The organism is Halomonas organivorans (assembly GCF_014192055.1).
GTDB classification, from domain to species: Bacteria; Pseudomonadota; Gammaproteobacteria; order Pseudomonadales; family Halomonadaceae; genus Halomonas; species Halomonas organivorans.
Map to the genome: position 1 here is coordinate 79715 of NZ_JACHXM010000006.1, position 21768 is coordinate 101482.

19 protein-coding genes are annotated in these 21768 nt (G+C 65.8%); 11 read left to right on the forward strand and 8 right to left on the reverse strand.

Going from position 1 to position 21768, the window contains the following annotated elements:
• Position 1: 1 nt before the first annotated feature.
• The 4 genes from FHR96_RS08535 to gloB form a co-directional block, all read right to left on the reverse strand.
• The gene (locus FHR96_RS08535; RefSeq protein ID WP_183387248.1) at positions 2-1078 is read right to left on the reverse strand and encodes a microcin C ABC transporter permease YejB; all 1077 of its coding nucleotides are present in this window, start codon (positions 1076-1078) and stop codon (positions 2-4) included.
• Between the two features lie 201 nt (positions 1079-1279).
• Positions 1280-3100 (reverse strand): extracellular solute-binding protein, encoded by a 1821-nt coding sequence (locus FHR96_RS08540; protein ID WP_183387249.1) that lies wholly within the window; start codon positions 3098-3100, stop codon positions 1280-1282.
• A 43-nt stretch (positions 3101-3143) separates the two neighbouring features.
• Entirely contained in the window at positions 3144-4334 is a 1191-nt protein-coding gene (locus tag FHR96_RS08545; protein WP_183387250.1) for a transglycosylase SLT domain-containing protein, read from the reverse strand.
• A gap of 69 nt (positions 4335-4403) precedes the next feature.
• Positions 4404-5171, reverse strand: a complete 768-nt coding sequence (gene gloB, locus FHR96_RS08550) for a hydroxyacylglutathione hydrolase (RefSeq protein ID WP_183387251.1) — start codon at positions 5169-5171, stop codon at positions 4404-4406.
• A 101-nt stretch (positions 5172-5272) separates the two neighbouring features.
• Between gloB and FHR96_RS08555 the strand changes: the two genes are divergently transcribed.
• From FHR96_RS08555 to nudC, 4 genes are read left to right on the forward strand one after another with little or no spacing between them, the layout of a single operon-like run.
• On the forward strand, positions 5273-6040 hold the full coding sequence (locus FHR96_RS08555; protein WP_183387252.1) for a methyltransferase domain-containing protein: 768 nt from the start codon (positions 5273-5275) through the stop codon (positions 6038-6040).
• A complete protein-coding gene (gene rnhA, locus FHR96_RS08560) occupies positions 6037-6507 on the forward strand; it encodes a ribonuclease HI (RefSeq protein WP_183387253.1) in 471 nt (156 codons plus the stop codon). Before FHR96_RS08555 ends, rnhA begins: the two co-directional genes overlap by 4 nt.
• Positions 6508-6547: 40 nt before the next feature.
• Complete coding sequence (gene dnaQ / locus FHR96_RS08565; RefSeq protein WP_183387254.1) at positions 6548-7309, forward strand: DNA polymerase III subunit epsilon; 762 nt, start codon at positions 6548-6550, stop codon at positions 7307-7309.
• The gene (gene nudC / locus FHR96_RS08570) at positions 7309-8079 is read left to right on the forward strand and encodes an NAD(+) diphosphatase (protein ID WP_183387358.1); all 771 of its coding nucleotides are present in this window, start codon (positions 7309-7311) and stop codon (positions 8077-8079) included. Before dnaQ ends, nudC begins: the two co-directional genes overlap by 1 nt.
• A gap of 53 nt (positions 8080-8132) precedes the next feature.
• Here the strand turns inward: nudC and FHR96_RS08575 are convergent, their stop codons facing one another.
• The gene (locus FHR96_RS08575; RefSeq protein ID WP_183387255.1) at positions 8133-8447 is read right to left on the reverse strand and encodes an SCP2 sterol-binding domain-containing protein; all 315 of its coding nucleotides are present in this window, start codon (positions 8445-8447) and stop codon (positions 8133-8135) included.
• Between the two features lie 133 nt (positions 8448-8580).
• Between FHR96_RS08575 and sohB the strand changes: the two genes are divergently transcribed.
• Positions 8581-9615, forward strand: coding sequence for a protease SohB (gene sohB, locus FHR96_RS08580; protein WP_183387256.1), 1035 nt, complete (start codon positions 8581-8583; stop codon positions 9613-9615).
• A 5-nt stretch (positions 9616-9620) separates the two neighbouring features.
• On the opposite strand, the gene FHR96_RS08585 is transcribed toward sohB, so the two are convergent.
• Entirely contained in the window at positions 9621-9947 is a 327-nt protein-coding gene (locus FHR96_RS08585; protein WP_183387257.1) for an ArsR/SmtB family transcription factor, read from the reverse strand.
• A gap of 319 nt (positions 9948-10266) precedes the next feature.
• Between FHR96_RS08585 and FHR96_RS08590 the strand changes: the two genes are divergently transcribed.
• The 3 genes from FHR96_RS08590 to FHR96_RS08600 all read left to right on the forward strand — a co-directional run bounded on the left by FHR96_RS08590 (position 10267) and on the right by FHR96_RS08600 (position 13810).
• Positions 10267-12177 carry a propionyl-CoA synthetase gene (locus FHR96_RS08590; protein ID WP_183387258.1) on the forward strand — a complete coding sequence of 637 codons (1911 nt, stop codon included), beginning with the start codon at positions 10267-10269 and terminating at the stop codon, positions 12175-12177.
• 157 nt (positions 12178-12334) lie between these two features.
• The gene (locus tag FHR96_RS08595) at positions 12335-13015 is read left to right on the forward strand and encodes a 7-cyano-7-deazaguanine/7-aminomethyl-7-deazaguanine transporter (RefSeq protein ID WP_183387259.1); all 681 of its coding nucleotides are present in this window, start codon (positions 12335-12337) and stop codon (positions 13013-13015) included.
• Positions 13016-13033: 18 nt separating this feature from the next.
• On the forward strand, positions 13034-13810 hold the full coding sequence (locus tag FHR96_RS08600; RefSeq protein ID WP_183387260.1) for an alpha/beta fold hydrolase: 777 nt from the start codon (positions 13034-13036) through the stop codon (positions 13808-13810).
• A gap of 22 nt (positions 13811-13832) precedes the next feature.
• On the opposite strand, the gene FHR96_RS08605 is transcribed toward FHR96_RS08600, so the two are convergent.
• Positions 13833-15011, reverse strand: a complete 1179-nt coding sequence (locus FHR96_RS08605; RefSeq protein WP_246392864.1) for an ABC transporter substrate-binding protein — start codon at positions 15009-15011, stop codon at positions 13833-13835.
• Positions 15012-15189: 178 nt separating this feature from the next.
• Between FHR96_RS08605 and FHR96_RS08610 the strand changes: the two genes are divergently transcribed.
• The 3 genes from FHR96_RS08610 to FHR96_RS08620 all read left to right on the forward strand — a co-directional run bounded on the left by FHR96_RS08610 (position 15190) and on the right by FHR96_RS08620 (position 20898).
• On the forward strand, positions 15190-16896 hold the full coding sequence (locus FHR96_RS08610) for a potassium/proton antiporter (protein WP_183387261.1): 1707 nt from the start codon (positions 15190-15192) through the stop codon (positions 16894-16896).
• Between the two features lie 105 nt (positions 16897-17001).
• A complete protein-coding gene (locus tag FHR96_RS08615) occupies positions 17002-17652 on the forward strand; it encodes a metallophosphoesterase (protein ID WP_183387262.1) in 651 nt (216 codons plus the stop codon).
• Between the two features lie 234 nt (positions 17653-17886).
• On the forward strand, positions 17887-20898 hold the full coding sequence (locus tag FHR96_RS08620; protein ID WP_221195750.1) for an amino acid adenylation domain-containing protein: 3012 nt from the start codon (positions 17887-17889) through the stop codon (positions 20896-20898).
• Positions 20899-21010: 112 nt separating this feature from the next.
• Here the strand turns inward: FHR96_RS08620 and FHR96_RS08625 are convergent, their stop codons facing one another.
• Complete coding sequence (locus FHR96_RS08625) at positions 21011-21595, reverse strand: 4'-phosphopantetheinyl transferase superfamily protein (protein WP_183387263.1); 585 nt, start codon at positions 21593-21595, stop codon at positions 21011-21013.
• Positions 21596-21768: the final 173 nt, after the last annotated feature.

Here is a 21768-nt window from a genome sequence, read left to right on the forward strand (position 1 = left end):
CTCAGGACTCCCGGGTCTCGAAATCGATGCGGGGATCGACCCACACGTAGGTCAGGTCCGAGACCAGCTTCAGTATCAGCCCGATCAGGGTGTAGAGATACAGGGTGCCGAAGATCACCGGATAGTCACGCTGCATCACCGCCTCGAAGCCCAGCAGGCCCAGGCCGTTGAGCGAGAAGATCACCTCGATCAGCAGCGAACCGGTGAAGAAGATCGCCACCAGCGCCGAGGGCAGGCCGGCGATGATGATCAGCATGGCGTTGCGGAACACGTGGCCGTAGAGCACGCGGCGGTCGCTGGCGCCCTTGGCGCGAGCGGTCAGCACGTACTGCTTGTGGATCTCGTCGAGGAAGCTGTTCTTGGTCAGCATGGTCAGGGTGGCGAAGCTGCCGATCGCCGACGCCAGCACCGGCAGGCTGATGTGCCAGAAGTAGTCCTTGACCTTGCCCCAGGAGGAGAGCTCGCCGAAGTCCGGCGAGGTCAGGCCGCGCAGTGGGAAGACGTCCCAGTAGCTGCCGCCGGCGAACAGCACGATCAGCAGGATGGCGAACAGGAAGCCGGGAATGGCGTAGCCGACGATCACCAGCCCCGAGCTCCAGACGTCGAAGCGCGAGCCGTGGCGCAGCGCCTTGCGGATGCCCAGCGGGATCGAGATCAGATAGACCAGCAGGGTGGTCCACAGGCCCAGCGAGATCGACACCGGCAGGCGCTCGAGCATCAGTTTGGTGACCGGCTCTCCGCGGAAGAAGCTCTCGCCCAGGTCGAAGGTGGCATAGTCGACGAGCATGTCGAGGAAGCGCTGGTAGGCCGGCTCGTCGAAGCCGAACTGAGTCTCGAGGCGGTCGATGTACTGCTGCGGCACTCCGCGGGAGCCGCGGGACTCGCCGCTGCCACCGGCGCTGTCGCCGCCGCCGCCCTCGAGGCGGGTACTGGCCTGGGTCGACAGGCCTTCGAAGCGGGCTAGCATCTGGTCGATGGGGCCGCCAGGGGCGGCCTGCACGATGAGGAAGTTGAGCAGCATGATTCCCAGCAGGGTGGGAATCATCAGCAGCAGGCGGCGCAGTACGTAGGCGGCCACGGAGTGTCCTTAGGGCTTCTATGGAATCTCAACGAATGATGAGCTTTCGCGGCGACAAGCCCCGAAGTGTCGGACCATCGCGAGGACGCGATAAACCCATCCCTGGGCGCTTCTCTTGACGTCCCTGTCAAAAGAACCCCGCTTCGCCTTGTCCCCGGCGCTCATCTACCAGCAGCGTCAATATCGAACCTCGAACCTGTATCACCGATTCCTCTGTCGTGCCTCGATCTCGGCGCCGCGTTCGGGGTCGACCCACCAGGCGTCGAGGTCGAGATTGTACTCGGGGAAGGGCTCCTTCCAGCCAAACTTGTCCCACACCGCGATGCGAGTGCTGTCCATGTGCCACTGCGGAATGACGTAGAATCCCCAGCGCAGCACGCGGTCGAGCGCCTGGGCGGCAGTGTCGAGCGCCTCGCGGCTGTCGGCAGCGATCAGGTCGTCCACCAGAGCGTCGATCGCCGGGTCGGCGAGTCCGATCAGATTGCGGCTCTGCGGCGCATCGGCGTACTCGCTGCCCCAGAACTCGCGCTGCTCGTTGCCCGGGTTGGCGGACTGCGGAAAGCCGCCAACCACCATGTCGAAGTCGAAGTCGCGCAGTCGGTTGAGGTACTGGTTGACGTCGACGATGCGAATGTCGCCCTTCACGCCGAGCCGCGATAGGTTACGCAGCAGCGGCTGGACCACGCGCTCGAACTGGGTGTCGTAGAGCAGCACCTCCAGGGTCAGCGGCCGGCCGGTCTCGGCGTTGACCAGGGTGCCGTCATCGGTATTTTCATAGCCGGCGTCGTGCAGCAGGTCGAGTGCCTTGCGCAGGCGGGCACGCATGTCCTGTGGCTGCTCGATGGGCAGCGGTCGGTCGAAGACTTCGTCGGGAAGCTCATCGCGGTAGGGCTCGAGCAGCGACCGTTCGGCATCGCTCGGCAGGCCGTCGGCGGCCATCTCGGAGTTCTCGAAGTAGCTGTGGGTGCGCTGGTAGGCACCGTAGAAGAGGTTCTGGTTGAGCCAGTCGAAATCGAAGGCCAGGTTCAGCGCCTCGCGTACCCGCACGTCCTGGAACTTGTCGCGGCGCAGGTTCATGACGTAGGCCTGCATGCCTGCCGGCTGTCCGTTGGGCACCTCGAGCCGCTTAACGAAGCCGTTGTTGGCGGCAGGAAAGTCGTAGGCGGTGGCCCAGTTGCGGGCGCTGGACTCCACGCGCATGTCGAGGTTGCCGGCCTTGAAGGCTTCGAGTGCGACGGTCTGGTCGCGATAGTAGTCGAACACCAGGCGATCGATGTTGTACCGGCCGCGATTGACGGGAAGGTCTCGGCCCCAGTAATCGTCGACGCGTTCATAGGCGATGCGTCGTCCCGGATCGATCTCGGCGATACGGTAGGGGCCGGAACCGAGCAGGGCGTCGCGGGTGGGCCGTTCGAAGTCGCGGCCTTCCCAGTAGTGGGCCGGCAGGATCGGCAGCTGGCCGAGGATCAGCGGCAGCTCGCGGGACTCGCCGGCGGCGAGGTCGAAATGCACGGTGTCCTCGTCGACCGCTCGCACGTCGCTCACGTCGGCGTAATAGGCGGCATAGAACGGCTGAGCCTTCTCGGTGAGGGTGTCGAAGCTGAAGACCACGTCCTCTGCGGTCACCGGTTCACCGTCGTGGAAGCGAGCCTCCGGGTCGAGATCGAACTCGATCCAGCGGCGCTCAGGGTCGAGGCGAATGCCGGAGGCCAGCAGCCCGTACATGGTAAAGGGCTCGTCGGGGTTGGCGACCATCAGGGTGTCGTAGATGGCGGTCAGGCCCGCGGCCGGGGTGCCCTGGACGATGAACGGATTGGTGGAATCGTAGCTGCCGCTGGCGCCGCGGGTCAGGGTGCCGCCCGTCGGAGCATCGGGATTGACGTAGGGAAAGTGGTTGAAGCCGGCCGGCAGCGCCGGGTCGCCGTAGAGCGCCAGGGCGTGGCGAGTGGGCACGTCAGCCGGATCTGCGGCCAGGGCGGGGATCGCCGCCATGGCCGCCGTCAGCAGCACGATCGATCGCATCGGTCAGCATCCTTGTACCAGATCGGGGGCGACGGGCCCCCCGTTATCTACCGGAAAGTGTCAGCTGCTGGCCGGGTTGTAAAGCGTTGGGGCTGTCGAGGCCATTCCAGCGGGCCAGGTCGGCGACCGCCACGGCATGCTCCGAGGCGATGGCGGACAGGGTGTCGCCACTCTGTACCACGTGGATCTCGGAGGTGTTGCGGCTGGGCGGTCCCGGGCGACGCATGGCGGCCAGCAGCGGCTCGGCTCTGTCGACGGGAACCAGCAGTTCGCGGACCTGGCCGGGGCGAGCGGTGTTGCTGCGCAGCCCGGGGTTCAGCGCTGCCAGCTGGCCGGTCGGAACGCCGGCCAGACGCGCGGCCTCGCCGATGTGCACGGTGCGTGTGACCGGCACGCGTTCGAAGGCGGGTGACCCCTCGATCTCGGGCAGCGTGACGCCGTAGCGCTCGGGGTCGCTGACGATGGCGGAGATCGCCAGCAGCTTGGGGATGTAATCCATGGTTTCGCTGGGCAGCTGGAGGTCCCAGTAGCTGCCTGCCTGGCCACTGGCCAAGGCGCGGCGCTTGGCACGATTCACCGTGCCGGCACCGGCGTTGTAGGCGGCCAGCGAGAGCTCGATATCACCCTGGTACCACTGCTCGGCCTGGTATTCGATGTAGTCCAGCGCGGCCTGTGTCGAGCGGACCACGTCGAGCCGGCCGTCCCAGCTTCCCGAGCGCCGCAGGCCCAGCGCGTCGCCGGTACGCGGCATGATCTGCCACAGGCCAGCGGCACCGAAGTGGCTACGCGCTTCGGGATCGAAGGAACTCTCGATGAAGGGAACCAGGGCCAGCTCGCCGGGCAGGCCGCGGTCCTCGACGCGCTCCAGGATCCAGGCCAGCCAGGGGCGGGCCCGTTCAGTGATCTCGACGATATTGTGAGGCTTGGCGCTGTACTCGTCGATCCATTGCTGCACGCGCGCGTGCCCGGCACCGTTCTGCCACTGTCCCTGCCACTGGAAGGTGTCGCGCAGCCGCGACCAGGCGTCGGCGGGTTGCAGCTGCAAGTGGCTCCAGAAGGTGCGTCGGCCTGCCGGTTCACCGCGATGAGTCGGCGTGAACGTCGGCATGTCGGCGCCCAGGCGGCCGGCGGGGAGCGTCGATGCCTTGCTGTAGGCACCGGCGATCAGGGCGCCGGTCATGGCGATCGTGCTGGCGAATCCGAGGAGACGTCGGCGCGATGTGTGATAGGTCATGCAGGGGTCTCCGGGGGCGCACGGTGTCCACCGTGACGGCGGCATTGTCTGGCGCCCGGCGGCTGGGTCTCAGAAGTCGTCTTTCCAGGCACGCAAGGTGGCGAAGGTGGCCACAGCATCCGCGGTGTCGCCTTGGGTGGCGGCGGCACGACGAACGCCGGCGTCTTCGCAGCGCAGGAAAGGGTTGATGCGCCGCTCTCGCCCGATGGTGCTGGGCAGAGTGGGGCGCTCGAGCTCCCGGGCCCGCCGGCACTCCTGCTCGGCGGTGTCGATGTCGGGGTTGTCGGGATCCGCTGCCTTGGCGAAACGCAGGTTTGCCAGCGTGTACTCATGGGCCGCGAAGACCAGGGTGTCCTCGGGAAGCGCCGTGAGGCGCGACAGCGAGGCGTGCATCTGCTCGGGTGTCCCTTCGAACAGGCGTCCACAGCCGGCACTGAACAGGGTGTCGCCGCAGAACAGCAGCGGCGGAATGCCGGCGGTGAAGAAGGCGATGTGATCCAGGGTATGGCCCGGGACCTCCAGAACTTCGAAAAGGCGTCCCATGACCCGCACCTCGTCGCCGGCAGCGACGCGCTCGTCGATGCCGTCGATCGCCGGGTTGTGGGGGCCGATGACGCGGGGCGCATAGCGTGCGATCAGCTCTGGCAGGCCACCCACGTGGTCCGGATGATGGTGGGTGATCAATACGCTGCCCAGCGTCAGTCCTTCCCGCTCGAGGGTCTCGATCACCGGGGCGGCGTCGCCCGGGTCTACTACGCAGACATCGTCGCTCGTATCCTGGCGGAGCAGCCAGATATAGTTGTCGCGAAAGGCGGGAATCGGTGTCACGCTCAACATGGGCTCGGGGTCCTTGCGCCGCGGTCGAGGGCCTGGGAGCCGCGGGCGTCTTGGTTCAAAATCGTTCACAAAGCCGATCACTTTGGAGAGATGAACGGATCATGTCAAATTCGCAGGATGCGATGATCATGGCGCGGCTGGTGCGCGAAGGCCGTCGTTACTGGGCAGGCCCCGCCGGTCAGGGCGTCTGGCAGGCCCAGCGAGCCTGCCTGGGACCACTCTGCGAGCGCTGGTTCGGCGTCCATGGCCTGGAGCTCGGCCTGGCCCCGACCCTCACCGACATGTGTCCTGTCCGTCACGCCCTGCGCTGGTCGCCGACCCGCGAGCTGGCGCAGACCGACAACACCCTGGTCTGCACGCCCGATGCCCTGCCGTTGCCCGACGGCTGCCTGAGCCTGGTGGTGGTGCATCATCTGCTCGAGGTGGTCCCCGATCCCCATCATCTGCTGCAGGAGGCGGCGCGGGTCACCGCCGACGATGGCCATCTGATCCTGTTCTGCTGGCATCCCCTGGGGCCGGGAGGCTGGCTGCGCTGGTGGCCGGGGCAGCGTCGCCGGCTTCCCGGGCGCGGCCGCTGGCGTATGCCGGCGCGGCTCGCCGACTGGCTGGCGTTTGTCGACTTCGAGGCCCAGCGGGTAGACTACTGCGGCTTTCGCCTGCCCGGAGGACTGGTGCACAACACCATGCTCGAGACCCTGGGGCGCCGGCACAACCTGCCGTTCGGCGATAGCTTCATGATTCATGCGCGGCGCCGGTCCCAGCTGGCCCAGCCCCGGCGCGGCCGGGTGGTCTTCCCGACGCCGATCGCCGGGTCGACGCTGGGCAATGCTACCGGCCGGGCCGCCTCCGGAGAGGGTGACCGAGGGTGACAGACCAACCACAGTCAGGGGCGTTGCCCGAAGTGACGATCTATACCGACGGCGCCTGCCGCGGGAATCCCGGCCCCGGCGGCTGGGGGGCGCTACTGTGCAGTGGGCCTCACGAAAAGCCCCTGATGGGCGCTGAAGAGCTCACCACCAACAATCGCATGGAGCTGATGGCCGCTATCATGGCCCTGCGCGCGCTGACCCGCCCCTGTCGGGTATCGCTGTGGACCGACTCGGAATACCTGCGGCGCGGGATTACCGAGTGGATTCACGGCTGGATCAAGCGTGGCTGGAAGACCGCCTCCAGGCAGCCGGTCAAGAACGCCGAGCTGTGGCGGGCGCTGCACGAGGAAGCCCAGCGACACGCCATCGAGTGGCACTGGGTAAAAGGGCACAGCGGCCATCCCGGCAACGAGCGTGCCGATGCCTTGGCCAACGAGGCCATCGACGAGATGCTGGCACGGGCGTGAGCCCGGCCAATCCGGAACGTCATCCAACAGGGGACGCCCCATGCGCCAGATCATTCTGGATACCGAGACCACCGGCATCGATCCCCGCGACGGCCATCGCCTGATCGAGATAGGCGCGGTGGAGATGGTCAATCGCCGACTGACCGGCAACACCTATCACCAGTACATCAATCCCGAGCGGGCCATCGACGCCGAAGCGGTGGCGGTTCACGGCATCACCGACGAGCGGGTCGCCGACGAGCCGCTGTTCGCCGACGTGGCCGACGCCTTCTGGGCCTTCATCGAAGGCGCGGAGCTGGTGATCCACAACGCCCCCTTCGACGTGGGCTTCATCGACCACGAGCTGGGTCGCCTGAACCAGGCTCGCGGCGAGCCGCGCCTGGGGCCGGTGGCCGAGCACTGTCGCATCCTAGATACCCTGCAACTGGCCCGCGACAAGCACCCGGGCCAGCGCAACAATCTCGATGCGCTGTGCAAGCGCTACGAGATCGACAACGGTCACCGTGTGTTGCACGGCGCCTTGCTGGATGCCGAAATCCTGGCCGACGTCTATCTGGCGATGACCGGGGGACAGACCGCGCTGTTGCTGGATGCCTCCGCCTCCAGTGAAGAGGGCGCGGCCGCGGCCAGCGGCGGTCTCAACGTACGCCGGCTGTCGCTGTCGCCGGGGTCCCTGCGGGTTCAGGCGCCGGACGATGCCGAGTGGCAGGCTCATCGCGACAAGCTGGCCACGATTCGTGACGCCGGTGGCGAGTGTCGTTGGGATGGCCTGGATGGCTGGCCTGGGCAGGAGGCGCCTTGATGCTGCGACGCGAGTTGCCCCACGAGGAAACGTCGGGCCACGTGATTCGGCTGGCAGAGGGACGAATCGCCCCGGGACCGGACGGTGGGCCGCTGCAGCCCGTGCAGCCCTGGCTGCCCGCCATGCAGCCGCTGTGCTGGTGGCAGGATGTCCCGGTCGCCCTGTCGCTGGAGCCGTCGCCCGGCGACGACTGGATCGAGGGGCGGGCGTGGCTGGCACGGTTGCCGGAGTCCTGGTTCGCACTGGTCTCCACGGCGCTCCAGGTCGGTGCCTGGCTACGCCATCATCGGTTCTGTGGCAGCTGCGGGGCGCCGGCCTCGCGGCTTGACCATGAGTTCGCCATGCACTGCGAGCGCTGCGGTCACCGCAACTATCCGCGCATCTCGCCGTGCATCATCACCCTGGTGACCCATGGCGAGTCGTTGCTGCTGGCACGCAGTCCGCGTTTCCCGCCGGGGCGCTATTCGACGCTGGCCGGCTTCATCGAGCCAGGGGAATCCGCCGAGGAGGCGGTACGGCGCGAGATCTTCGAGGAGGTGGGGCTGACCGTGGGGCGGCTTCGCTACTTCCTGAGCCAGGCCTGGCCCTTTCCGCATTCGTTGATGCTCGGCTACTTCGCCGAGGCGGCCTGCCGACGCATACGCATCGACGGCCACGAGATCGCCGATGCCGCCTGGTTCTCGCCGCGGCGGCTGCCCCAGCTACCGCCCCCCTATTCGATCTCACGGGCACTGATCGAGACCCATCTGGCCGAGGTGGGCGCGCGCTAGGCCAGGGCACGCCGGCCTGCGCGTGTCATGCACTGGCCGGTCGCGCCAAGGGATCAGTGGCGTCGCGGGAAGAGGCTGCCCAGCTTGGTCGCCAGCATGACGTTACCGGTAGCCTTGAGCTTGCCGCTCATGAAGGCGCTCATGCCACTGATGTCGCCGCTCATCACGCCCTTCAGCGTCTCGGTGCTGAGGCTGAGACTGATCGAGGGGTCGTCGTGCACGCCCTCATGGACCGCCAGTTGCCCGTCCTGGACCACCAGGTGGTAGTCCCCGGCGTCACTGAAATGGAACTGGAAGACCTCGTCCATGCCGCGGGCGGCTTCGGGATCGAAGCGGTCATGGAGCTTGTCGAGGGTGCTGTCGGTCATCGGGTGACTCCGGGGGTCGTCTGGGGATCGATCCGCGAGCGTAGGGAAAACCGCCGGGCGCATCAAGTGGCCGGCTTGTCGCGGCAGTCGTCGCTGGGCAGGATGTGGGCAGACACCCCGAAGGAGAGACAAGGTGAACGAGTGGCTGACGGATTTCGGCATGTTCCTGGCGCAGCTGGTGGCGGTGGTGGTCATCGTGACCCTGGGCGTGCTGGTAGTGATGCGGGCTCGCGGTGGAGACGGCGAGCGCGTCAGGCTCCGTGTCGAGGAGCTCAACGACGATCGCCGGCGACGGCGGCGTCGATTGCAGCTGGCGGCCAGCGAGCCCGGGGCGCGCAAGCGCCTGCAGAAGGCGTTTCGGCGCGACGACAAGGCGCGCGGCAAGCGTCAAGGCGATGACGATGCTTCCTCGATGGTCTGGGTGCTGGATTTTCACGGCGATCTCAAGGCCAGCGTCACCGGACGCTTCGCGGAGGAAGTGTCGGCGGTGCTGGACGTGGCCGGCGAGAAGGACGAGGTAGTGGTGCGGCTCGAGTCTCCCGGTGGGCTGGTGCACGCCTATGGCCACGCCGCCGCCGAGCTCGATCGACTGCGTCAGGCGGGGCTGTCCACCACGGTATGCGTCGACAAGGTGGCGGCCAGCGGTGGCTATCTGATGGCCTGCTGTGCCGACCGGCTGCGGGTCGCGCCCTTCGCGGTGCTGGGCTCGATCGGCGTGGTCGCCCAGGTGCCCAACCTGCATCGTCTGCTCAAGCGCCACGACGTTGACGTCGAGGTGCTGACCGCCGGACGCTACAAGCGCACCCTGACGGTGTTCGGCGAGAATACCGAAGAGGGGCGCGAGAAGTTCCTGGAAGACCTCGAGACCGTGCATGGTCTGTTCAAGCGCTACGTGTCGGAGCGTCGCCCCGACCTGGATATCGAGGCGGTGTCCACCGGCGAGATCTGGTACGGGCAGGACGCGCTGCCGCGTGGGCTGGCCGATGAGCTGGGAACCAGCGAAGCTTACCTGGTGGAACGCATGGCCTCCGCCCGCGTCGTGACCCTGCGGCTGGAGCGCCGCCAGCCGCTGGTCGAGCGGCTGGGGCTGACGGTATCTCGCGGCCTGGAGCATGGTGTGGAGAGGGTCGTCGAGGGCCTGGAGGCACGCGGCTGGCAGAAGCGATGAGAGGCTCAGCCGTCGTACAATCCCAGCTTGTCGAGGGCTGCCAGGATGATCTGGGCGCGCTCTCCCTGTAGCGAGTAGTAGATGGTTTGTGAAGCCCGGCGCGTGCTGACCAGTTCCTCGCGCCGCAGGATGGCGAGATGCTGGGAAAGTGCCGACTGGCTAAGCGCAAGTTGCCGATTGAGCTCGGTGACCGATAGCTCCTGGCCGTCCAGCAGGCACAGGATCCGCAGTCGGTTGTCGTTGGCCATTGCCTTGAGCAAGGCGCTGGCCTGGTCGATCACTGCGTCTCCGCCTTTCAATAGTCGCGCCGCCTGGCCTTGCGAGCTGCTCATGATATCACCCCCTCTGACGTTGTCAGGGTGGCTTGAGACGGCCCTCCCTTGCCGATCAGGCCTGTGCTGTGTGCCGGGCGACCGCCCTCGTTGCCCGCTGCCGTATCTCTTTCGTTTCCTGATTCAGCCATCACTCAATTATAGCTCAGTGTGGCCAGTGTTACTGGGCTTCTCCGTGATCAACAGGTGTTTTTTGTCGACAATTTAGCGTGACTTGTCGTTCTTTTGTCGAATATTAGTCCTTTGTATGAGGTTTTTACTTCCCTGCTGTCCTAGAGTGTCAACAATTGTGACATCCTCGTTGAGCAGGCAATTCCTCATGTCTCTTTATTCCCGTGAGTATCGACGTTCCATCGATCAACCCGAGGTCTTCTGGGCCGAGCAGGCGAAGCGCCTGCCCTGGACCACCATGCCTCGCACCATGCTGTCCTATGACGATCAGGGCCATGCACGCTGGTATCCCGATGGAGAGCTCAATCTCTGTCATGCCGCCCTCGACCATCATGTCGAACAGGGGCGCGGCGATCAGGCCGCTGTGCTGTGGGATTCGCCGGTCACCGGATCGCGTCGACGTCTCAGCTACGTCGAATTGCGTGACAGGGTGGCGCGATTCGCCGGCGCGCTGAAGGGGCTCGGGGTCGAGAAGGGGGATCGGGTGATCATCTATATGCCAATGGTGCCCGAGGCGCTGATCGCCATGCTGGCCTGTGCAAGGCTGGGCGCGGTGCACTCGGTGGTGTTCGGCGGCTTCGCCCCGCACGAGCTGGCGGTACGCATCGAGGATGCCGAGCCGCGGGTGGTGGTTGCGGCCTCCTGCGGTGTCGAGGTCGATCGGGTGCTGCCCTACAAGCCCATCGTCGATGCGGCCATCGAACAGAGCGCCTACAAGCCCGACGCCTGCATCGTACTGCAGCGAGAGCAGTGCAGGGCCGAACTCGAGGCACGCGATCACGATTGGGCGTCGCTGGAAGCCGGTGCGGCTCCGGCAGCTTGCGTGCCGGTCAAGGCGACCGACCCGCTCTATGTGCTCTATACCTCCGGCACGACCGGCAAGCCCAAGGGCGTGGTGCGAGATACCGGGGGCTACGGCGTGGCCCTGCATTACTCCATGGAGGCGATCTACGACATGGCGCCGGGCGAGGTGTTCTTCTCGGCCTCCGACGTGGGATGGGTCGTTGGACACTCCTACATCGTCTACGGCCCCTTGCTGCGCGGCTGCACCACTGTCGTCTACGAAGGCAAACCGGTTCGAACGCCGGATGCCGGCGCGTTCTGGCGGCTGATCGCCGAGTATCGCGTCAAGGCCTTCTTCACGGCGCCCACCGCCTTCAGGGCGATCAAGAAGGAAGACCCCGATGGCACTCTGCTGCGTGAATACGACGTCTCCAGCCTGAAGGCGCTGTTCCTGGCCGGGGAGCGCCTGGATCCACCGACCTTCCACTGGCTCGAGGACCTGCTCGAGGTGCCGGTGATCGATCATTGGTGGCAGACCGAGACCGGCTGGCCGATCGCCGCCAATCTGCAGGGGCTCGAGCCGATGCCGGTGAAGGCGGGGTCGGCCACCGTGTCCGTGCCCGGCTTCGACGTGCGCATTCTCGACCGCGAAGGGCATGATGCCCCGGCGCTCGAGCAGGGCAGCGTGGTGATCAAGCAGCCGCTGCCGCCGGGCTGCCTGACCGGCATCTGGCGCGATCCGCGGCGCTTCCATGCCGCCTATATGGCGGCCTATCCGGGCTACTACCTGACCGGTGATGCGGGCTATCTGGATGAGGACGGCTACCTGTTCATCATGGGGCGCACCGATGACGTCATCAACGTCGCCGGCCATCGGCTGTCCACCGGGGAGATGGAAGAGGTGGTCGGCGGGCATCCGGCAGTCGCCGAGTGCGCGGTGATCGGCATCCACGACGCCCTCAAGGGGCAGGTGCCGGTGGGGCTGGTGATTCCCAAGGACGGTTTCGATGGCAGCGAGGTTGATCTGGAGCGCGAGCTGATTGCTCGAGTGCGTGACATCATCGGCCCGGTGGCGTGCTTCAAGCAGGTGCTCGTGGTCGATCGGCTACCCAAGACCCGCTCAGGCAAGATCCTGCGCAAGCTGCTGCGCCACATGGCCGACGGCCAGGAGTACGGTGTGCCTTCGACGATCGATGATCCGGCAAGCCTGAGCGATGTCCACGAGGCGATGAAGGCTCGCTCGCTGGGCAGCGCCGATCAGGCACGGCAGCGCTAGCTCGCCACAGGGCATCAGGCCCGTCACAGGGCATGGCGCGAGGGGCAAGGGGTTTGGCCCGGAGCGGAGGGGTGCGTATAATTCGCCTCCGTCCGCCGGAGCTCCGGCCTGCCATTCGATGAGGGTTCCCTCACCCCTCTCGCCAAAAAGGTGCCCGATGTTCGTGCTCTCCGCCGCCCAGACTCGCCGCTGCCTGACGTGGCTGGTCGCTTTTCATATCCTGGTGATCGCCGCCAGCAACTACCTGGTACAGCTGCCGTTCAGCCTGTTCGGCCTGCATACGACCTGGGGCGCCTTCAGCTTTCCCTTCATCTTTCTGGCCACTGACCTGACCGTGCGGCTGTTCGGCAAGGAGCCGGCGCGGGCGATCATCCTGCGGGTGATGTTCCCGGCACTGGTGATCTCCTATGTCGTGTCGGTGGTGTTCCCCCGCGGCGGCTTCGCCGGCCTCGATGCCTTGGGTGAGTGGAACCTGTTCGTGGCGCGCATTGCGCTGGCCAGCTTCATGGCCTATGTGCTGGGCCAGTTGCTCGACGTCACGGTATTCGACCGCCTGCGCCGGCTGCGTGCCTGGTGGGTGGCGCCGGCCATGTCGACGCTGCTGGGCAATCTGGCAGATACCTTCGCTTTCTTCTCCGTTGCCTTCCACCGCGGGCCCGACGCCTTCATGGCCAGCCACTGGCCGGAGATCGCCTGGGTGGACTACGGGATCAAGCTGGGCATCAGCCTGGCGTTCTTCCTGCCCCTGTATGGCGTGCTGCTGGCCTGGCTGACGCGGCGGCTGGTGGCCGCTACCGGCGAATCCGACCTGGCGCCGGAGCGGGCCCAGGTGCGCTAACCCGTCAAGGAGTTCTCGATGACGCTTGCTCTCCATCATCTCGACACCGGTGGCGACGGCACGCCCCTGGTGGTGATCCACGGCCTGCTGGGTAGCGCCGACAACTGGCGCTCGCACATCAAGAAGTGGCAGCAGCGAGGGCGAGTGATCGCCCTGGATCTGCGCAACCACGGGCGCTCGCCTCATGCGCCGGGCATGGGCTACGCCGAGATGGCCGGCGACGTGCTGGCGCTGCTGGATCAGTTGAACGTGACGAAGGCCCACGTGCTGGGCCATTCCATGGGTGGCAAGGTAGCGATCACCCTGGCCCGGATGGCGCCGCAGCGCATCGCCTCGCTGATCGTCGCCGATGTGGCGCCGCAGGCCTACGGCCACGGTCACGACAACGAACTGGGCGCGCTGAGGCGAGTGCGCGACGAGCGGCCCGCCGACCGCCGTGCGGCGGATGCGTTGATGGCCGAGTACATCGATGAACGCCCCACGCGCCTGTTCCTGGCCACCAATCTTGTGCGAGGCGAGGAGGGCATGACAGTGCGCGTCGGGCTGGACGAGATCGCCGATGACTATGCCTCGATCAGTGGCGCGCCGGATGGGCAGGGCGCCTACGAGGGGCCGACCCTGGTGGTGCGCGGGGCGCGCTCGTCTTATGTGACCGACGCCATGCTGCCGGTGCTGCGCGAGGTGCTCCCACGTGCGGAACTGGAGACCCTCGACGCGGGCCATTGGCTGCATGCCGAGCGACCGGAGGAGTTCCAGGCGGCGGTCAATCGCTTCCTGGCGAGCCAGGCCGACTGACCTCGTCCTTGAGGCGGCTCGTTCATCGATTGGGATCGACGGCCAGCCTGCTCACCGGCGTGGTCGCCGAGACCATGTGATGATCCGCCAGAAAGCGTTCGAGATCGATGTAACGCTTCCGATGCAGGGCGGCGGGCGTCAGGCTGAGCCGGGCCATGGCCTCGGGCCAGGCGCTGCGGTTGGTCGGGGTGTCGAGTGCGGGCTCGGCGGTGACCAGCAATTCCCAGCTTCGTTCGGGGTTCTCGAGGATCCAGGCGGTGGCTTCCTCCAACGCGTCCACCAGCCGCACGATGGCGTCGCGCTGCTGGGCCAGGTGGTGGCGATTGGCGACCAGGATCAGGCCATCATAGCGCGGGACACCCATTGCCTCGGTGGTGTAGGTGCGGGTCGACAGGCCATCGTCGGCCAGCGAGCGGGGCAGCAGATAGCGCACCGCGCCGATTACGCCATCCACGCGCCCCTCGCGCATGGCTTGCTCCAGGCGGAAATGCAGGTCTGGGCTGTCGAGGGCGTCGCGAGGTATGTCGTGCCTGGCCAACAGACTGGCCAGCAATACCACCTCGTCATCCAGGTCGGCATGGCCGATGCGCGTGCCGGCGAGGTCCGCTGGTCCCTCGATGCCGGCATCGTCGTCGATCACCAGCGCTGCCAAGGGAACGCCAACCAGGGTGGCCACCCGCACCAGGGGCTGCCCCTGGTCGACCAGCAGGTGCAGCAGTGGCTGCCGAGTGAGCGCCAGATCGACCCGCGAGGCTGCGAGCAACTTGGTGGGGACGTCGGGGTCGGCGGGCGTGCGGATATCGACGTCCAGTTCGCGGCTGGCGAACATGTCGAGCGCACGGGCCACGAACAGTGCCGCATGACGCGGGCTTGGGTACCAGTCGAGCATCAGCGACAGGTGGCTGACCGGGGGCGGCGCGATCGGGCCTACAGGCCCGCTGGCCATGGCCGGTGCGGCCGGTCGCGTGGGGGTATCCACGGCCGGACCGCCGATGTGTCCCTCGAAGTCGGCCAGTACATCTTCGTTCGTCGACGGTGCCAGGTCCGGCACCATGACCTCGGTGCCGAGCGGCGGATAGCCTGACGCGGGGGCATCTCCCGGGTTGGCATTCCCGGCCAAGGGGAGGGCCGGCAGGACAACGGCGAGGGCCGGCGAGGCCCAGCGCCGCATCCGGGCCAGGTAGCGTGTCATTGACGGCATGCACAGTGACTCCAGCGGGGCCCCGGTGGTGACGACGCGAGGCTCGGGGCCGGGGCAAAACGCGGCTAGTCTAGCGGCGAGCGGTCCCGCCTGGCCAGCACCGCGATCAACGTAGGTCGGTCGTCGCGAGCGGGCGTGCGGCGTGAGATACTTCAGCTCATCTCTGAGGCAGGATGCCATGGACACGATCAACACTCTCTTTTTGCTCAGCGGCTTCCTGATTGCCTTGAGCGTCCTTGCCAGCCGGCTCTCCACCCTGGTGGGCGTGCCGCTGCTGCTGCTGTTCCTCGGCCTCGGTATGCTGGCCGGGGAGGAGGGGCTGCTCGGCATCGAGTTCGACGACTATCCGCTGGCCTTCCTGATCGGTCACCTGGCGCTGGCGATGATCCTGCTCGACGGCGGCCTGCGCACCCGGCTCAAGACCTTCCGGGTCGGCTTCAAGCCCGCGCTGTCGCTTGCGACCCTGGGCGTATTCGTCACCAGTGCGCTGGTGGGGATGATCGCCATGTGGGTCTTCGGGCTGAGCCTGGTCCAGGGCCTGCTGGTGGGGGCCATCGTCGGTTCCACCGACGCCGCTGCGGTGTTCTCGATGCTGGGCGGGCGTGGCATCAACCTCAACGAGCGGGTCGGGGCGACGCTGGAGATCGAGTCGGGCACCAACGATCCCATGGCGATCTTCCTGACCTTGATGCTGGTCGAGTTGCTGGTCGGCGACATTGGCGGGTGGCTCGAAACGTCGCTGTTCTTCCTCCAGCAGTTCGGCCTGGGTATCGCCCTTGGGCTCGGCGCCGGCTGGCTGATCGCCCGGCTGCTGACCTGGCTTGACCTGGCGCCGGGGCTCTACTCGCTGCTGGCGCTGGCGCTGGGGTTCTGCGTATTCGGCATGACCAGCGCACTGGGCGGCAGCGGCTTCCTGGCCATCTACCTGACCGGGCTGATGATCGGCAACCGGCCGGGGCGCCACCTGAACTTCATTCTGCCGGTCCACGATGGCCTGGCCTGGCTCAGCCAGATCGGCTTGTTCCTGGTGCTGGGGCTGCTGGTCACGCCCAGCGAGATGATGGCCTACGCCCTGCCGGCCGCGGTGGTGGCCCTGGCGCTGATCTTCGTGGCCCGTCCGCTGGCCGTGCTGGTGGCCATCAAGCCGTTCTTCCGCTTTCGCTGGCGCGAGGTCGGCTTCATTGCCTGGGTGGGGCTGCGGGGCGCCGTCCCCATCGTACTGGCGATCTTCCCGGTGATCGGCGGCGTGGAGAATGCCTCGCTGTACTTCAATGTCGCCTTCGCGGTGGTGCTGTTGTCGTTGCTGATCCAGGGGGGCAGCCTGCCGTGGATGGCTCGCCGGCTGCGGGTGGAGATACCGCCCAGCATCACGCCCAGCCGTCGGGGGCCATTGGGTATCCAGTCCGCCAACGACTACGAGATGCTCGTCTATCGGGTCGAGAGCGCAGACCTCGAGGACGTGCCGATCCGGCTGCTGCGCTTCCCCTCCGGGGCGCTGATTGCCTCGTTGTTCCGGGACGGCGTGATGCTGCATCCCAAGGGCAGCACGCGGCTGTGTCGGGGCGATACGGTCTGTGTGATCGGCCGCGAGGATGACTTGCCGGCCCTCAACCGGCTGTTCAACGGCGATGCCACCCTGCGGCGGCAGAGCGCTTTCTTCGGTGCCTTCAACTTCGACGGCGAGGCGCGTCTCGGCGATATCGCCGATGCCTACGGCCTGACCCTCAGCCCGGGTGAGCAGGAGATGACCCTTGCCGAGTTCATTGCCCTGCGTGTCGGCGGCCATCCGGTGGTGGGCGATGACGTGGACTGGCACGGCATCCACTGGGTCGTCAACGAGATGGACGGCAATCGCATCACCCGGGTGGGGCTGCGTCTCTACTGACAGTCGCGCCGCGGTGGTCGACACTGCAGTCGAAAGCCGGCCCGAGCCAGTCCGCTGGGGGCGGTGTCGGCAGCTTCCGCCACTCTAATCCGCGGAGCGGTCACCATGATCCGGCACTCGACCAATGCATGGGGGCGCGATTTTTTCGTGGGCGATCTCCACGGCGAGTACGAACAGTTGATGAGGCTTCTCGAGAGCGTCACCTTCGACGTGCGGCGTGATCGCCTGTTCTCCGTCGGCGATCTCATCGATCGTGGGCCACGTTCGCGAGACTGCCTGGCGCTGGCCCTCGAGCCGTGGTTCTTCGGCGTGCGAGGCAATCACGAACTGCTGGCGCGCGATGCCCTCGCCAAGGATGGCGATGCCATGGCCCTGTGGCAGCTCAACGGCGGCGGCTGGGCGTTGGCAGAGGATCAGCAGTCGCTCGGTCGCCTGCTCGAGGCGGCATTGCAACGCCTGCCTTATGCCCGCGAGATCGCCGTGGGAGATCGGCGTATCGGCCTGTTGCATGCCGAGCCGCCGACGGACTGGTCACGTATCGACGATAGCGATCGCCATGACCTGGTGTGGGGCAGGCGGCGCATCCGCTGTGGCGACGATACGCCCGTGGCCGGGATCGATGCCGTCGTGGTGGGCCATACCATCCTCGAGTCGCCGACGACCCTGGGCAACGTGCATTACATCGATACCGGGGCTTTCGCCACCGGCAACCTGACGCTGATCGAGGCCCGTGAGCTGCTGTCTGGCATGGCCTAAGCGTGTTTCCAGGCGGCTATCTGCAGGCGATTCGTCGTCGCCGTTGAAGGAACTGGCTGCTTGCCCCGCTTCTGCCGCCGGAAATCTGTCGGCTTGATGATTAATTAAGAAATTTCTTAATAAGAATTTCCTTTACAGCCCCTGACCCTCTCCTACGCTTGGTGCGAGGGATAGCCTCCCTCTATCGGGAAAGTGTGCCTCATTGGTCGTTAATCATCAGAAAAAGGAATTATCATGATGACGGATCGCGCCACAGTGCTTCATCATTTCCTGTATCACGCCGAACGGACTCCGACCGAGATTGCCCTGGTCGACCCGGGGTCCCGTCTTTCTTACCGGGAGCTGGATCGCCGCAGCGATGCCATCGCCAGCTTCTTGAGGAAAAAGGGGGTGGGCAAGGGCGATCTGGTGCCCCTGCTGTGCGATCGAACGCATCGTTTCGTGGCGGCCATTCTGGGGGTCATGAAAAGCGGTGCCGCCTATATCCCCGTTGACGTTCGCTATCCACTGCAGCGCCAGCAACGCATCCTGTCGCAGAGCGGTGCTGCCTTTGCACTGGCGGCTTGCGCCGAACCTCCTCGCGACGCTGCCTTTTGCCTGCATGCGATCGACGACCTGCAGGACGTCGAAGATGCCCCGGGTGTCTTGCCGTCGTCCCAGGATCTGGCTTACGTGATCTTCACGTCGGGCACGACGGGCAACCCCAAGGGAGTGATGGTGGAGCACCATGCCTTCAACCGTGTGGTGGTCGCCCACAACGACAACCTGGGCGTGACCTCGGACAGCCGCTCCACGCTGATGGCCGGCACCGGCTTCGACGTGGCGCAGTTGGAAGTTGCCTCGATGCTGATCGCCGGGGGTACCCTGATCCTGCCCGATGAGGAAACGCGACTTGATCCCGATCGGCTACTGAGATTCTTCGCCGACCAGTGCCTCTCGCATGCCTTCGTCCCCACCGCCCTGGTACCGGCCATCACCGCGCGACCTCAGCCGAAGGAACTGGCGCTGACGCATGTCTACACGGCGGGGGAGAAGCTGACGCCACCGCCAACCGAGCACTTGCCCTATCAGCTGGTGGATTGCTACGGACCGGCGGAGGCCACTATTTTCGCCACCATCCATCGAGTCCCGGGCAGCCAGGTGGATGATCGCCCCGCCATTGGCCGACCCATGGCAGGCAGTGACATCTTCCTGCTCGATGAGCACCTGGATCCCGTACCGGACGGCGAGACCGGCGAGATCTTCATCGGCGGCGACAATCTGGCCAGGGGATACCTGCATAATGAGCCGCTGACGCGGGAGAAATTCATCATCCATCCCCAGTGGCGACAGCGCTTGTACCGCAGTGGCGACCTGGCTCGCTGCCTGCCGGACGGGCGCCTGCAGTTCCTTGGTCGCCTGGACGATCAGGTGAAGATTCGCGGCAACCGCGTCGAGCTGGCAGAAGTCGAGGAAGCCCTGAACGCACAGCCCGGCGTACGAGAGGCGGTGGTGCTGGTGGCGTCGACGGAGACCGGCGGCGAACACCAACTGCTGGCCTTTATCGTGCCCGATGATACGCAGCCGGTAGCGGAAAGCGAGCTCCGTCGGGGTCTGATGGACACCCTCCCGGATTACATGGCACCGGCGGCCATTCTGCGGCTCGATGCCTTGCCGCTGAATGCCAATGGCAAGACGGACAAGCCGGCGCTGCTGCAGAAGTATCATCGGCTGATAGGCAGTACCGACAACGGCGTCAGTGAACGCGCACCAGAGGAGGTATATGCCACTCGAATTGAAGCTGACCTCGCCGACGCCTGGGAGAGGGCCCTCGGTCATCGACGCTTCGGCCGCAACGACCGCTTCTTCGACGTCGGTGGCCACTCCTTGCTGGCCGCCCGCCTGATGCAGGATGTGCGTGAGCGATTGTCCGTTCAGGTGTGGATCCGCGATCTCTTCGAATACGATACCATCGCCTCGCTGGCAGGCCTGCTGGAAGAGCGGCGCGGAGAAGGGCGGCCTCGGACCTCATTGGACCGGGAGCGTATTCACCCCTTGCGAGAGGATGCCGCGCTCCCCGATGAGCTGGCGTTCTCGCCCTGGGCGTCGCCGGACACGCTGACTCACCCTCGTCACATCCTGCTGACCGGTGTCACCGGTTTCGTCGGTGCCCATCTGCTGTCGGACCTGCTTGCCACTACCGACGCATGCGTCCACTGTCCCGTCCGGGCGCGTTCAGGCACCGACCCCTGGCGGAGACTGGAGGACACCCTGGCGCGCTACGGCATCACGCTCTCCGAGGCAGAGCGTGAGCGCATCGAGGTCTATCGGGGCGACCTGGCAGAACCGCGTCTCGGGCTGACGGCAACGCATTATGAGCAGCTCGCCGGTCAGGTGGACGTGATCTACCACTCGGCCAGCGCGGTCAACTTCATCCAGCCCTATTCCTACATGAAGCGGGATAACGTCCAGGGTCTGCTGGAGCTGCTCAATTTCGCCGCCGCCGTGCGCACCAAGCCATTGATTCTGCTCTCGACAATTTCCGTATACAGCTGGGGCCACTTGCATACTCGCAAGCGCGTGATGTTTGAGAGCGATGATATCGATCAGAACCTGGAGGCGGTGATCACCGATATCGGCTATGTGCGCAGCAAGTGGGTCATGGAAAAGATCGCTGATCAGGCCGCCGAGCGTGGCTTGCCGCTGATGACCTTCCGTCTGGGCTATGCCACTTATCATAGCGGCCGAGGCGTGTGTGCGGATTACCAGTGGTGGGGGCGTCTGGTGAAGACCTGCGTGACGCACCAGAGCATCCCGGATCTTGCAGCGTTACGCGAGGGGCTGACCAGCGTCGACTACATGACGGCGGCGATCGCGCACATATCCCGAAACCCGGAAGGTCTGGGGCACAAGTTCAACCTCATTCATGAGGGAGACAACAATCTCACGTTAAAGGAATTCTTCCGCCGTCTGGAAGAGCACTTCGGTTATCGCTTTCGGGCGCTTCCCTATGCGCAATGGAAGGCGCAGTGGGAGCATGATGACAAGGCACCGCTGTATCCCTTGCTGAGCCTGTTCAACGACATCATGTACGAGGATCAGTCCACGGTGGAGCTTTATCAGAACACCTACCTCTGGGATTGCCGGAATACCAAGCACTTTCTCCGTGACAGCGGTATCGAGGAGCCGGTATTCGCGCGCGAAGAGCTGGAGAGCTACCTGTCGTATCTCGGCGTGCCGATCCCGCAGGGGGAAGCCGTCGACTAGCGGGTAACCACGCCTCGATCATTCATGGCCAAGGCCAGCGGGCGCCGACTATTGGCTGGCGCCCGTGCATGTCCATGCGCTGACCCCGAGGCGCTTGGCCATGCACACGGCGCTACAGCACGCAAAGCGAAAGGCACAGGTCGGCGTTGGTCCATTGGCATACAGGGAGCAGAGCGCCGCGATGAAAGCCGGGGACCGGGAAGCGAAAGCGCAACCCTAGTGGCGTGACTTCCAGGGCATCGAAGTCCAGGGGCGTTCGGCTGATGGGGTATTGCGCCTTGTAGGCGGCCTCTTTCATGGAAAAGACGCGTAGCGCTGCCAGCCCGACAGGGGCATTCATGCAGGCCAGCTCCCGGGGACTGGCTATGTCTGCCGCGAGGTCATCGTCCAGCGACGTCAGGTTCTCGACATCAATGCCGATGGCCCGGACATTGCAGGATAACGCTGCGACCGCCACACAGACGTCCTGGCTATGCGAAACGCTGCCAACGACGTCCGATGGCCAGATGGGGGCTCGATCCCGACCCATCGGAATTGACGTGGCAGGGCAGCCGAGGCTTTCCAGCACGGCGTGGCCAGCCGAACGTCCGGCTGCGAACTCCATTCGCCGTTTGATGCCCATACCCGTGATGGCGGCTTCTTCATCGGCGTAAAGCGATAGATGCGGCTCACGCGGGTCGCGAATGGCATGGGCCACGCCTGCCGGCCAATCCTGCCGATGCCGGGCTATCAGGCTGCTGAGTGACGCTGTTCCCATTGGGCTGCCATGACAAGGAGGGAGGGGACGGTAGCTTGCCGCACTATGACTCGAGCGCCCAGGTTGGCGAGCAGCGGCCGAGCGGGGTGTTCGACGATATTTCCGCCATCGAA